Annotated in this window: 11 protein-coding genes, 1 tRNA gene and 1 pseudogene; 7 read left to right on the top strand and 6 right to left on the bottom strand. The window is 52.6% G+C overall.

Annotation, left to right across the window (positions count from 1 at the left end):
- Nucleotides 1–24 precede the first annotated feature (24 nt).
- Nucleotides 25–1,302: a 4-aminobutyrate--2-oxoglutarate transaminase gene (gabT, locus tag KUA23_RS00935; protein ID WP_252993319.1), complete on the bottom strand. Its 1,278-nt coding sequence runs from the start codon at nt 1,300–1,302 to the stop codon at nt 25–27.
- A gap of 182 nt (nt 1,303–1,484) precedes the next feature.
- Nucleotides 1,485–2,927 (bottom strand): NADP-dependent succinate-semialdehyde dehydrogenase, encoded by a 1,443-nt coding sequence (gene gabD / locus KUA23_RS00930; RefSeq protein WP_025855477.1) that lies wholly within the window; start codon nt 2,925–2,927, stop codon nt 1,485–1,487.
- A 371-nt stretch (nt 2,928–3,298) separates the two neighbouring features.
- Between gabD and KUA23_RS00925 the strand changes: the two genes are divergently transcribed.
- The 7 genes and pseudogenes from KUA23_RS00925 (at nt 3,299) to KUA23_RS00895 (ending at nt 9,411) form a co-directional block, all read left to right on the top strand.
- Nucleotides 3,299–3,375, top strand: a tRNA-Arg gene (locus KUA23_RS00925).
- Between the two features lie 120 nt (nt 3,376–3,495).
- Nucleotides 3,496–3,903: pseudogene (locus KUA23_RS00920) on the top strand (DUF927 domain-containing protein); the annotation flags it as partial.
- 71 nt (nt 3,904–3,974) lie between these two features.
- Nucleotides 3,975–4,424, top strand: coding sequence for a hypothetical protein (locus KUA23_RS00915; RefSeq protein ID WP_252993317.1), 450 nt, complete (start codon nt 3,975–3,977; stop codon nt 4,422–4,424).
- Between the two features lie 1,486 nt (nt 4,425–5,910).
- Nucleotides 5,911–7,164 (top strand): hypothetical protein, encoded by a 1,254-nt coding sequence (locus KUA23_RS00910; protein WP_252993316.1) that lies wholly within the window; start codon nt 5,911–5,913, stop codon nt 7,162–7,164.
- The gene (locus KUA23_RS00905) at nt 7,161–8,189 is read left to right on the top strand and encodes a hypothetical protein (protein WP_346356364.1); all 1,029 of its coding nucleotides are present in this window, start codon (nt 7,161–7,163) and stop codon (nt 8,187–8,189) included. The genes KUA23_RS00910 and KUA23_RS00905 overlap by 4 nt, the downstream gene beginning before the upstream one ends.
- A gap of 231 nt (nt 8,190–8,420) precedes the next feature.
- The gene (locus tag KUA23_RS00900) at nt 8,421–8,801 is read left to right on the top strand and encodes a hypothetical protein (protein WP_252993313.1); all 381 of its coding nucleotides are present in this window, start codon (nt 8,421–8,423) and stop codon (nt 8,799–8,801) included.
- A 313-nt stretch (nt 8,802–9,114) separates the two neighbouring features.
- Nucleotides 9,115–9,411, top strand: coding sequence for a hypothetical protein (locus tag KUA23_RS00895; RefSeq protein WP_252993312.1), 297 nt, complete (start codon nt 9,115–9,117; stop codon nt 9,409–9,411).
- A 187-nt stretch (nt 9,412–9,598) separates the two neighbouring features.
- On the opposite strand, the gene KUA23_RS00890 is transcribed toward KUA23_RS00895, so the two are convergent.
- The 4 genes from KUA23_RS00890 to KUA23_RS00875 form a co-directional block, all read right to left on the bottom strand.
- Nucleotides 9,599–10,708, bottom strand: a complete 1,110-nt coding sequence (locus KUA23_RS00890; RefSeq protein ID WP_252993311.1) for an XRE family transcriptional regulator — start codon at nt 10,706–10,708, stop codon at nt 9,599–9,601.
- 10 nt (nt 10,709–10,718) lie between these two features.
- The gene (locus tag KUA23_RS00885; protein ID WP_252993310.1) at nt 10,719–11,420 is read right to left on the bottom strand and encodes a hypothetical protein; all 702 of its coding nucleotides are present in this window, start codon (nt 11,418–11,420) and stop codon (nt 10,719–10,721) included.
- A gap of 406 nt (nt 11,421–11,826) precedes the next feature.
- Nucleotides 11,827–12,420 carry a hypothetical protein gene (locus tag KUA23_RS00880; protein WP_078046328.1) on the bottom strand — a complete coding sequence of 198 codons (594 nt, stop codon included), beginning with the start codon at nt 12,418–12,420 and terminating at the stop codon, nt 11,827–11,829.
- Nucleotides 12,417–12,989, bottom strand: a complete 573-nt coding sequence (locus KUA23_RS00875; protein WP_025855475.1) for an RNA polymerase sigma factor — start codon at nt 12,987–12,989, stop codon at nt 12,417–12,419. The genes KUA23_RS00880 and KUA23_RS00875 overlap by 4 nt, the downstream gene beginning before the upstream one ends.
- Nucleotides 12,990–13,084 lie beyond the last annotated feature (95 nt).

The following is a 13,084-nucleotide window of genomic DNA, read 5'->3' as shown; positions in this document are numbered from 1 at the left end:
TCTGTCGATCAGGTCAGCATCCGCTTACAGCTCGGAGAAGCACTCTTCGATGATCGCCAGGCCTTTGTCCAACTGCTCGTCCGGCGAGGTCAGCGGGACCAGTACGCGCAACACGTTGCCGTAGGTGCCGCAGGACAGCAGGATCAGGCCCTTGTCACGCGCCTTGGCCACCACGGAGGCAACGGCAGCAGCGTTTGGCTTGTGGCTGTCGCCATCTTCGAACAGCTCGACCGCGATCATCGCGCCCAGGGCACGCACTTCGCCGATCACCGGGTACTTGGCCTGGATGGCTTTGAGCCCGGTAACCAGACGCTCGCCGACAGCTTTGCAGCGGTCCAGCAGGTGTTCTTCTTCGAACACTTCCATCACCGCCAGCGCGGCCGCGCAAGCGATCGGGCTACCGGCGTAGGTGCCGCCCAGGCCGCCTGGCGCGATGGCGTCCATGTATTCCGCCTTGCCACACACACCGGCCAGCGGGAAGCCGCCAGCGATGGATTTGGCGAAGGTGGTCAGGTCGGCGGCAACGCCCATCTGTTCCATGGCAAAGAAGGTACCGGTACGGCCGGCACCGGTTTGCACTTCGTCGGCGATCAGCAGGATGCCGTGCTTGTCACACAGCTCGCGCAGGCGCTCCATGAAGGCTTTAGGCGCGACGTAGAAACCGCCTTCGCCCTGCACCGGCTCGATGATGATCGCGGCGATGTCGCGCGGCTCGGCATCGTTCTTGAAGATGCGTTCGATGCTGGCGATGGAGTCGTCCACGCTCACACCGTGCAGTTCGTTCGGGTACAGCGCGCGGAACACGCCGCCTGGCATCAAGCCCATGCCGGCCGAGTAAGGCACGACTTTACCGGTGAGACCCAGGGTCATCATGGTACGGCCGTGGTAGGCACCGGTGAATGCGATCACGCCGGCGCGGCCAGTCGCGGCACGGGCGATTTTCACGGCGTTTTCAACGGCTTCGGAACCGGTGGTGACCAGCAGGGTTTTCTTGGCGAAATCACCTGGGACCTTGGCGTTCACTTTCTCGCACAGTTCCACGTAAGGCTCGTAGGCCAAGACCTGGAAGCAGGTGTGGGTCAACTTGTTCAACTGCTCGGTCACGGCCGCGATGATTTTCGGGTGCACGTGGCCGGTGTTCAGCACGGCGATACCACCGGCGAAATCGATGAACTCGCGACCTTCAACGTCGGTCACGGTGGCGTTCTTCGCGGATTCGGCGAAGATCGGGTGGATCTGGCCAACACCGCGCGGTACAGCGGCTTCGCGGCGTTTCATCAGGGATGCGTTGGTCTTGCTCATAAAGTCCTCATTCGCCACTCATCGGGTGGCGTGGTCCAAGGAATACGTGGCGGGGAGGCAACTACGGCAGCATGCGATGATCGACTGCCACAGCTTTCCCGGCCACTACGAATTACGGGGTGAAACACGCAAAGGGACAGCGCTCTCGTGCCCTCTGCGTTTGCTGCGATCTCTTGCTGAGCTTAGATGCCCAGGCAGAGGTATTTGATTTCCAAGTAATCCTCGATCCCGTACTTGGAGCCTTCACGGCCCAGGCCCGAGGCCTTGATGCCGCCGAACGGCGCCACTTCATTGGAGATCAACCCGGTGTTGACGCCGACCATGCCGTATTCCAGGGCTTCAGCCACGCGGAACACACGGCCCAGGTCACGGGCATAGAAATAGGAGGCCAAGCCGAACTCGGTGTCGTTGGACATCGCGATCACTTCGGCTTCGTCTTTGAAGCGGAACAGCGGCGCCAATGGGCCGAAGGTTTCTTCTTTCGCCACCGCAGCGTCTTTCGGCACGTCGACCAGAATAGTCGGCTCGAAGAAGTTGCCTTCCATCACCTTGCCACCGGCCAACAGCTTGGCGCCTTTGCTCAGCGCATCGGCAATGTGCTCCTGGACCTTGGCGACGGCTTTTTCGTCGATCAGCGGACCGGTGGTGGTGCCCTCTTCCAGACCGTTGCCGATCTTGAGCTTGGCCACGGCCACTTTGAGTTTTTCCGCGAATGCGTCGTACACCGAATCCTGGATGTACAAGCGGTTGGCACAGACGCAAGTCTGGCCGTTGTTGCGGTACTTGGAGATGATCGCGCCTTCGACGGCCTTATCCAGGTCGGCGTCGTCGAACACAATGAACGGCGCGTTGCCGCCCAATTCCAGGGAGACTTTCTTGATGTCCTTGGCGCATTCGGCCATCAACTGGCGACCGATTTCGGTCGAGCCGGTGAAGGACAATTTGCGCACGATCGGGTTGCTGGTCAGCTCGCCGCCGATGTCGCCGGCGCTGCCGGTCACCACGCTCAACACACCTTTGGGGATACCGGCACGGTGCGCCAGCTCAACCAAGGCCAGGGCCGAGAACGGCGTTTGCGAAGCTGGCTTGATCACCATGGTGCAACCGGCGGCCAGGGCCGGACCGGCTTTACGGGTGATCATCGCGGCCGGGAAGTTCCACGGGGTAATCGCAGCGGTCACGCCGATCGGCTGCTTGATCACGATCAGGCGCTTGTCGGGCTGGTGGCCCGGGATCACGTCGCCGTAGATGCGCTTGGCTTCTTCTGCGAACCATTCGATAAAGGACGCGGCGTAGACGATCTCGCCCTTGGCTTCAGCCAGCGGCTTGCCTTGCTCGAGCGTCATCAGGCGACCGAGGTCTTCCTGGTTCTCGATCAGCAGTTCGAACCAGCGGCGCAGCTTGTTGGCGCGCTCTTTGGCAGTCAGGGCACGCCAGGCCGGCAGCGCTTTGTCGGCCGCTTCGATGGCGCGGCGTGTTTCAGCGGCGCCCATCTTCGGCACGGTGCCGAGAATCTCACCCGTGGCCGGGTTGTTGACCTTGATGGTCTGACCGTTGTCCGCATCGACCCAAGCGCCATCGATAAAGGCTTGCTGGCGGAACAACTGGGTATCTTTGAGCTGCATGTCGGCTTTCCTTAACAGCACCGCGCGCACGCGGAGCGAATTAGAGTTGTTGAAAGGCGCCTTGTGGGCTGCCGTCAGGGAAATCAGCCCCAGCGCGCGGGATTGAATAAACAGCGCACGGGAGACAGAGCGTTTGAAATCTCAAACGAATCCTAGGATCAATGGGGGTACAGGGCAATAGTCTGTTCGAAAAAAAGAACGAAAACGGCGCATTTGCCGAAACTTTCTGATCAGCGTGTTTCAGCCAGGTTCCAGCACATCGATCACCGGCACCCGGCGCAGGGCCTCTGCGGGGCCAATTCCTACGTATAAACGGCCAAAGACCAGCATGGACGCCCAAGGTCGACATGGGTATGATGTCGCCCGCACAAGCATCCGTAGCTCAGCTGGATAGAGTACTGCCCTCCGAAGGCAGGGGTCGTGGGTTCGAATCCCGCCGGGTGCACCATATACTGGTTTCTGGCTGTCTCAGACGGTCTACGAAACGCCTCAAGAAGCCCGCCCAGTGCGGGCTTTCTTGTTTCTGGCTATTCACCTCTCTCCCCCCTATATCTTTCCACCGTGTATCTTCGAAAGTGACGCCATCGTCGCGTGCCTTCGCCAAGTGATAGAGCGTTTCGGAGAGAGCCGTTTCACCCGCTGGGAATCCGCCGCCGCCAAGATCGACGAGCACAGCCCTCGCACCATTGACCGGTTGGGCTTTCGCAAGACGCTGGAGCATGGCCTGGGTGATGCGTTGCACACCACCACTACCTACTACGTATTGCCCGAGGCTTGGTGTTCCGAAGTCTTCAAAGGCATGAACCTGAACGCCGTTAACAAAGAGCTATTGAGCCGGGCCATTTTAGAGCCCGGCAGCGATGGCAAAGCGGCTCAATCGGTAAGGCTGCCGGGCATGCCTAAAGCCCGTGCCTACGTTTTCAACTCATCCGCACTCATGGCGGATGACAGCGGGCACTCCATCGAGGCCGCATAAATTAGTTATCCATTTTGGCCTGCCATTCCGGCAAGCCTTTCGCAGCACCATATGTAAATGGAGATACCCGCATGTCTAACAGAAACTCGATTTCAACCCCCGAAATTAAAGCGGCTCAGAACAAATACGCATCTCAACGTGAAACGCTCCACGAACTGGGGAGGACCAAGAAGCAGCTAGCCCACAAGTTAACGGCCTTGGTTGCTGAGAACACTCTGGACAAGGAAGCCAAAGCATCGGCGCATGACAAGGCGCTCAAAGCCTACAGTGCGGCCATTGCTGCTGGTGATACCGCCGCTGAAGCCGAAGCAGACACCGCCCTGCAATCAATCCTTAGCGAGTCGGACAGAAGCCGTGGCAAGCACCTGGCTCGAACTGCCGCTATCGCTAAACTTGAACAGGAAGTGGTTGAGATCGACCAACGATCTCGAACAGTGTGCCCAGGAGTTGGAGGTTTCACACAAAGAGCTCTTGAGGGCAATCCTGTACAAACGAGCGGAACAAATAAGAAGCAGCGCTAATGAGTTGGTGGCAGTAGCCAAACGATACCAGCAGGTCGCGTATCTCATGGGCCTGCAAGGCTCTTTGCAGGACATTCGGATTCCCTTACCTCCCACTCACCGGGAGGACCGGTTTGACTACGTTGGCCCTCATACAATCAGGACAGGCCCAGCGAGACCGACAGTTGAGGAACTGCTGTTGGACTGAATGACACAGCATCAACGTGGAACACCTTTTTCCCCTGGAACACGCGGTGTTCCACCTCAAATATAAAGGTGTTCCGGCCTGAAAGCCACGTATTACGTGGCCTTCAGCTTTAGTGGAACACCTGGAACACCTGGAACACCGTTTTTTGAGGGGGTATCGGTTTTTTACCTCCGTCATCCCGTCGCATTGGGTGCCGTCAGCGAGCAACAGCAGGCTCTGCGACACATGTACCAGACCGAACCTACTACGTCTGTCCGCACACAAATCGCTCCTGGCGCAACCAACGCGAAACTTTGAGGACGTGACTCTGGGACCAAATCAACAAGCTTCAACGTGGAACACCTTTTTCCGCTGGAACACCTGGTGTTCCAGCTCAAATAAAAAGGTGTTCCACTCTGCAAGCCACGTAACTCGTGGCTTCCAGCCTTAGTGGAACACCTGGAACACCTGGAACACCGTTTTTTGAGGGGTATCGGTTTTTACCCCCATCACCCCGTCGCATTGGGCGCCTTCAGCGAGCAGCAGAGGGGTCACCACACGCCTGCCCACCCCCTCCTCCAAGCGTACAGACAGCAGGCAAAAAACGGCCCTTCCGCGCTGCTCATGGGTCCTTTGGGAGGTTATTTAGATTGGGGTAATTCGAACCCCGATGTTTTTGCAGATTCAAGTGTCTATAGGGGGTTCCGTCTCCGGTTGGACAGGCAGCTCAGTAGGTGACCAAGACAGCATACCCAACCTTTACCAGCGTTCATTGATGCTGTTGAGGTGTCATGGAGAGAAGCGGCCGGCATGACGGCACCCTTACCCGCTGTAGGCAAACCTGATAGAGGGTGTCGGGATGAGTCAATATCTACCCCTTCCAAAATCCGGTGCTCCAAATACCCCAAGAACGCTGAAAGCTAAGAACCGTGGCTTTGATGGCGGCACACCTAAACGAAATAGGCGGAATACACCGTGTTCCATACACATAATGTGTTCAAAGATGAAGTGACACGAAAATCCTCTTAAACGCCGTATGCCAGTCGTTCATTCGGGGCTGATTTTTAACGTGCAGCAAAGGCAGTAACCGGACACAGGCGGCTGCGCCGGCCTGGTCGACCTTCAGCGAGAAGCAGACACCTACAACTCATTGCCTCGGGGATTTTCGCGGTCATAGGTGTAGGCTGAAAACCTTGCTTTTTTCTTGATTGCCTGGCGTATGGCTATCTGCAATTATGAAGTTTGGCGCCCTCGTCGGGCGACTCGCCGAACCGAAACGCCGGAAGACTACGCTGACATACGACAGGATGCGGATGAAAAATGGAAAAAAATATAAAAGGCGCATGGATACTTCAGCACGGCCAAAAACTACAGGCAACTACGAACCAAGATTTCGATGCGATAAGTTTTGCCGGTAAGTGCGGAAAATTCTTATCAGCGATATCGGCTGAAAATCAAGAGAAGATAACTGATAAGCGCCTTGAGGCTCTTGCAAAGGCAAATTACATTAGCCCCAAAACTGAAGTCCCCGCGATCATCGCGGAGTTCAAACGACAGAAGTTAATTTTGCCTGGAGCTGGAGGGATCGAAGTTCTGGGTCTCACAGGAAGAGAAGTTCTTAGCTATACGGCAACCATTTTTGACGAGTCCGATAGAGAGACTTACGAAGATGCTGTTATTAGTCTTTCAGAGGCCACATCGGATCTGCCGATTACTAATACATTAGCAATTGACTACATTTCAGACACATTTAAACTAGCTAAAGCAGATGCACAATCTACTTTGTTACTTGGTAGCAATATCGGTTTTTTTGATACTGAATCCATCTCACCGACTGAAAAATTAATTTTTAATGGGAATTTGTTCCGTCGTGAAGATGCACGAAAGATTAATGCCGTTTTAAGCACGCTTTCGGCTGTTGAAACTCAAAACGTCAATGAAGTTAATTCCCGACTGAATGGGGCAGGTTGTTTACCTTTATCTTCTGTGACGACTATTCTCGGAGAGAAATTATTTTCTCAACTACACTCAATTGGAATGTTCGACGTCAGTGTGGTTGGTAATGAGAGTGGGAAAAATTCTTTTGTCACAAGGCCAGCAGCATTTTCGAAGTTCACAAACTCCATAGCTGACGACGCGCTTGATCTTGCTAAGGCACTAGTTGCTTCATTAACTTATGGCATGACGGTAAGTACGTATTATCGTGGGAAGATTACAGCCATTTCCTCACTGATGCAGAAATTAATTGATGGTGGAACAGTAGGGCCGGCAACTGCAATTGGTAACGACTACCAAGCTTTAGAGTACAAAGGTGTTGTAAAGGTAAGCCCCGCACATGGTGGAATGTTCAATATGAAGCTTTTGAAGCCAGAAGTCGGACGACTGGCACTGTCAGTAATACAAAGCGGTAATATAACAGGCGAGGCCGTGGATAATTTACCTGGGGCAAAAGTTACTTCGTATACAGCCCCAGAAGCCACAAGAGATGTATGCCGCAAAAACTCAACAGATGCGGTAAAGTTAAAGACTCGCAATTTATTAAATGAGATCAGGACAGGCGGACTTAACAAATGAGCCAACAACTCCTGAAAGGTCCAGCGGCAGAAGAAGCTATACGCAACTATTTTTTGAGCATCGGATACTTTGTCGTAAGAGGATGCAAGTTCAAGTACAATCAATTCGATGTGACCGACATCGATTTGTTCTTATATGGAAAAAGCTCTGCGTTCAGTCGCGAGCGGCTCAACGTGGACATCAAAAATAAAAAAACGCCACAAGCTCTTGAACGGATTTTTTGGGCGAAAGGACTACAACAAGTCTTGGGTCTCGATGGGTGCTTAGTTGCTACAACGGATTTGCGATCAGATGTGCGCGAGTTCGGCCTAGAGCATAAGGTTAAAGTTTTAGATGGGCGTTTCTTGGCTCGACTGACTAAGAGTGAAAGAAGCCATCTAGCACGTATAAATGAAGAAGACTTTATCGCAGAAATTGAAAAACACTCATTAGGGAAACTGGGGGGGGATTGGCGTGGCAGGTACGAAGCTAGCAAGTCAAGAATGCTTGACTCCTTAAGTTTTGATGGGGCAAATGCGTGGCTCAACGATATTGATTACTATATGAGCGAGATCAATAGCCAATCAAATTCCTCACCTGCTTGGCGAATGATTTATATATCAATATCTCACTTACTAATTTGCATTGATTTCATCTTACGCGAGCATGTTGCTGCTGAGCACGAGCAGAGAAAACTATTATTAGACAACGGCTTTAGGTATGGAACGGCCGGAAAGTCGTTTACCGTAAAGGTGGGTAAAATGGCATCTGCTTTAGTGGGTAGCATTGTAACGCAACCTGGACTATCACAAACCCTTGAACGTGAGCTTGCTGACCAGGCTTCTGATGTGAAAGCTGATGTTCTTGCTGAGTTCTTCTCTAAGTCGCAAGTTTTCGCATCTTTGTTTGATTCGGGTAAACTATTCGAAGGATATGCGTATCTTGAAGGAGTACCTCTACCTTCCTCTTTGCCGGCTCATGCACAGTCGTTTTTAGGAGTGATCGCCGACTTCTTTGATCGGGACCGAAAGAAGATTCTAATATGATCTGACGAAAGTGACTCCTTTTGGCCGACAGCTGCTAGACATAATCGGCAGCTATCGGCGGGGCGCACGCCATAATTTTAGTCCATTGCAAACTTTCAAAGGGAAACACTAATCACCAGAATCGTGTTCCTAAGAAGCTACGAATGGGCAGAGACCGTATACGACCGAATTAGCGAAAACCCAATGTAATATTTTTTCAACTATTTATATTAAATCAACAGGAGAAAAGACATGGTACCCGAAGCGATTGGAGCAATTGCAAACTTAATAAATGCATGGAACGCAAACAATCAAGAAAACAAGAACGACGTTCAAAAAAAACTTGATGCAGTACAACTAGTAATGAGCGCCGTAGTGACTACAAAGGCATATTTGCATGATGTAGAGACGGGAGTGGCGCCGTCTCGAGAAATTGAAAAAGACCTCTCCACGAAGTGGGTGCAAGCATCAATGGCGATAATTAAATACGATCGTGGGCTTCATGAGGTAGCAAAAATAAAATCATTGGGCTGGGCCGATCCGAACGAATGGGCAAGGGCTGCCTCAAGACCTTGGGCGATAAAGTTAGATACAATAATCGAGCAGTGCCAATACATACTTAATAATAAGTGAAAATAAAAAATCGGGATTAGTCCTCAACGTTCCTAGATTCGGTCTAGCCCCGATCACGCTCTTCGCTTGACCATTATTAACCTTAGCCGAGTACGCTCAATCGTAGATGGTATAATTTAGCAAGAGGCCAATACCCGAAAACCCTCTACCTGAAGTTTTTGCCACCTATGCAGTTTAGCGCCAAACCGTGCGCACCTATTTTCGTATCTACTTCACACAAATATCCTTTTAGCGCTATCCTATGGGTAACCGAAAGTACGTGTTCCAAGTAGTATTTTCCAACCCTAGAACTTTTAGATTAGGTCTTTAAAGCATGGGCAATATTGCTTTTTATCTTACCATCGCTTCAATTTTCACAGGCCTAGTTTCAGCAGGAAGTTGGTTATATGCAAGCGTGGTAAAAGTAAGCTATGAAAAAGCGATGAAGGCCCGTAAAAAACAGGCCAGAAAGCGGGGAGAGCAACCAAACTATGCGTCAGCAGTATTAGATGGTTGGGATATGTCAGCTACTTTTTCAACACAATCAAAGTGGAACGGCGCTGGAGCTTTTTTTGCAGCAATCTCAATCTTGCTACAAGCGATAGTACAGGTTCTAAGCAATTTACAATGATGATAGTTCGCTTAGACAAACTTTGTTTTCAGTATCTGTCTGTTGCAGCTTCTGGCCGAGCTGCACACCGTGAACGGTTACTTCTGGCCAAAAGCGGTTGGTAGTGTGTTCAGCATGAACCATAATTCTGAAACGACATATATCTATATTGGTTCAACTCATAAACTTTGTTAATGGATGCCCTCAGCTATACGAGCCTCAAGTTTGGCGCACCCTTCTTAGCGGTCGACCCACTAATTACATGCCCTGAAACCACCGACAACCTTGTCAACTGGAACGTTAGAGAATTAATTTCATCTATGCTCACACTCAAGCTTTCTGCAATTTCACGACGGCCCTGCTTTCGACTATGTAAAGCGTCTAAAACCTTAGTGAGTAACTGCGACGTCTCTCGCTCCATCGGCTCAGGCTCATTAACCCGATATCCACTTTTAGCAATATCTATACAGAGGCTGCGGTAATTCCACTCACTGACCAGGCCTAATGAATTAAACCGGTATGCCATAGCTGCGAGCGACACACCCCAATAATGTTTAAGCTTCATCAGATACTTAATAGAGTAAGTGGGTGGTTGATTAGCAGCCACACTCTCTCTAGGCATTAGAAAGGCGGCAGCAAATGCATCTGCCTGTCGCTCCATTTCAGGTCCGTGGGCTTGACCATGCTGCATGGTGTAAACGTCCCGCACCAAATGCCCTAGTTCGTGCGCGGCGTCAAAGCGGCTTCGCTCCGCGGACTTGATGGTGTTAAGGAAAACAAATGGCTTACCCTCGTACCACGTACAAAAGGCATCAACCTCTCGGGTTTCTTCGGCCAACGAAAAAACACGTATACCTTTCGACTCAAGCAAGTGAATCATATTAGGAATGGGCGCATTACCTAGCCCCCATATCCTACGAAGGGTGGCAGCGGCCTCTTCAGGTGCTAAATCGCTCAGGTCGGGTAACCCTGCCGCAGGCAGATTAAACCTTTCCTCAATCCAATGGTTGACTCTAAACGCGATAGCTCCTGCTGCAAAAGTGCAAGCTTTCAACGCATCAGTCATTTTTGAAAGTTTACGAAAACTTACCGAATCTTCCCTCAACTCTGGCATATCTTCATCAAGGAAAAAAAAGCCCTGAGGAAAGTTCAGTAACTTCGCGATTTTCTCCAGAACCGCTGCCTCGGGGTAAGAAGCACCAGTTTCGTAATTCTGTAGACTACGACTAGTGATACCTAACTCCTTTGCCAGCTGAGCTTTAGTGAAGCGTCTTCTAACCCTGGCAAACGTGATTTGCTTGGGATTTATTTCGGACATAGCAACTTACTCACAACATACCTATTTTTGGCTCTACTTCTACCGAAATCTGAGAATTTGATTCATCTTTACGAATGGTGAAATTATCAGGATTATTAGAAACACTTCCTAATAGGATACGGACACCCCAGTTAGTAATTTTCTTATTACCAAACCCGGTCGGCAAAGATAGCTCATACCGAACTTCCTTAAGCACCTTGTCGTAGTGATAAAGCAACGCCCAGACCTGAGTTTCTCTTTGATGGTCTTTGGCAAACTGGAACGCGTCACTATTGAACAACTCTAACTGACGATTATTTTTATAAACATACCCCTCAGCAACAGCACCTTTTTCAGCCTGGTTCGTTGGCTCATCAATGCCATTGATGCCGGTTTCGCTGTTCCCAGTCATCACCACGATGGAAATGCTCCGATCAGGCGAACTGATGAAAGGGCAGTTCTTCTGTTCATGGATATGCCAGTGATCTGTCGCTAGCAAAGTGCGTAGGTCTTCAACAGTCTTCAACCATTGCTGAACGCCAGCCGCAGTAGGCGCGGACGCGCGACTAGTTTCATTGCGTCCTTGAAGACCGCCAGTGATAGCATTACGGAGCAGGACTGGGCTCAAGTCAGAATGCAGCTCCCGCAAACGGGCATCCACCTCTGCGGGATCATCGACAATCGTCGCTCGCCGAGTAAAAGCGTTTGAGGCCGTCAATTCAAATGTGCTCATCACCGCTCCGCAACCGTTTCCGAAAATGACCCCTCATGTTGAGGTATAAAAAGCGGAAAGACAAGGACCGTTAGCACAGAACACTTGCCAGCTCGCTCAATGCCATTGAGACCATCCTCCACGTTCACGATTGCTACCTATCGACCGCTTACCTCGCGCAGTTCGGCCTTTGGGCTCAGGTAGTCCTAAATCCATTGTAAAATATTGGCTGTAGTACGCACTGAGTGGATCAACATCAGCAAGCAACACTGCCCGTGTATCCCTACATGTATCCCTAAACGGAATTTATTCTATTTTTATTATATAAATCAGATACTTGAATTCTTTGTTCAAATGACGCCGGGGCACCAGATATGATGAGAAAGCCCCAGGTCGAAAGACCTGGGGCTTTTTTGTGGACGACGATTTAATGTTTCTGCAACGCCTCCAACAGCGCCGGCAAATCTTCACCGGGAAAGCGCTTGTACAACTCCAACAGCTTTTCATCCGCCGCCTTGGTTTCCCCAGCCTCACGCAGGCTCACAATCTCCTGCAACCCCTCCTCCAACCCCGGCAACACCACCGGCGCGCGCTTGCTGAGCTTGGCGCTCGACTCATCCGCCATCGAGCCCATGACTTGCGCGCTCTCAGCCTTGGGGGCTACAGCCAGTCGGGCCACCGGCGCAGGCGCGGACATCGGTGCCGGGGCGGGCCGCGCGGCTTCCTCATGAAGCGCGGAGAAGGTCGCGGTGGAGATTTCGGGTTGCGGCACGGGTTCGCGCATCACCACGCCAATCATCAATGCCAAGCCTGCAACGGTGGCGAATGCCATCTGCCAGCGTGGCCGTTGGCAGGTTTGCAGCCAGCGTTGCCACAGGCTTGGCTGTGGTGCCGGGGCTTCGCGGCGGGCGGCGTTGAGGATGAAGGCGTCGAGGGACGCGGGCGGCTCGCCGGTGCTGTGTTGACGCATGTGCCGGAGCAGCACGTCGTCGGGGTCCGGGGTGTGTCGGGAGTCGGTCATGCGGGTATCTCCTCGGCCAGCAGGCGGCGCAGTTTCTGCTGGGCGTAACGCAGGCGGCTTTTGACGGTTTCCAGCGGGGCGCCGGTGAGGGCGGCAATTTGCGGCACTTCGAGGTCGCCGTGCAGGCGCAGCAGGAAGACTTCGCGCTGGTCTTCGGGCAGGTCTTGCAGCGCGGCGTCGAGTCGCGCCTGGTCGCGGCTGAGGCTCAGTTGCTGCTCGGGGCCGGCGCTGTCGTCGGCCTGGGCGTGCAGTTGCTCGTCGTAGCTGTCGTGCAGCGGGTTGTGGATGCCGTGCTTGCGCCAGTAATCGATCAGGCGGTTGCGGGCGATCTGGAACAACCATGTACGAAAACTCGCCCGGCCTTGTGGCTGGGTGGCGCTGCGGATCAGGCTGAGCCAGGTCTCCTGGTAGATTTCCTCGGCCAGTTCGGCCTTGTTGCTCAAGGACACGAGGAACCGGTACAGGCCCTGGCGATGGCGCGCGTACAAGGCTTCGAACGCGGCGCTGTCGCCGGTTCGGTAGCGGGCCAGCAGCGCTTCGTCGCTGGGTGAATCATCGGGTACGGCCATGTAGGTGGCGAACTCCTTTCGATGGATCAATGCAGATTTCCTGTGGGAGCCGGGCTTGCCCGCGATGCAGACGCTTCGGTGTTTCAGTCACACCG

It is taken from the genome of Pseudomonas pergaminensis (genome assembly GCF_024112395.2).
Classification (GTDB): domain Bacteria; phylum Pseudomonadota; class Gammaproteobacteria; order Pseudomonadales; family Pseudomonadaceae; genus Aquipseudomonas; species Aquipseudomonas pergaminensis.
The sequence above is the reverse complement of the archived record's forward strand: the minus strand, read 5'-3'. Positions and strand labels throughout refer to the sequence as shown.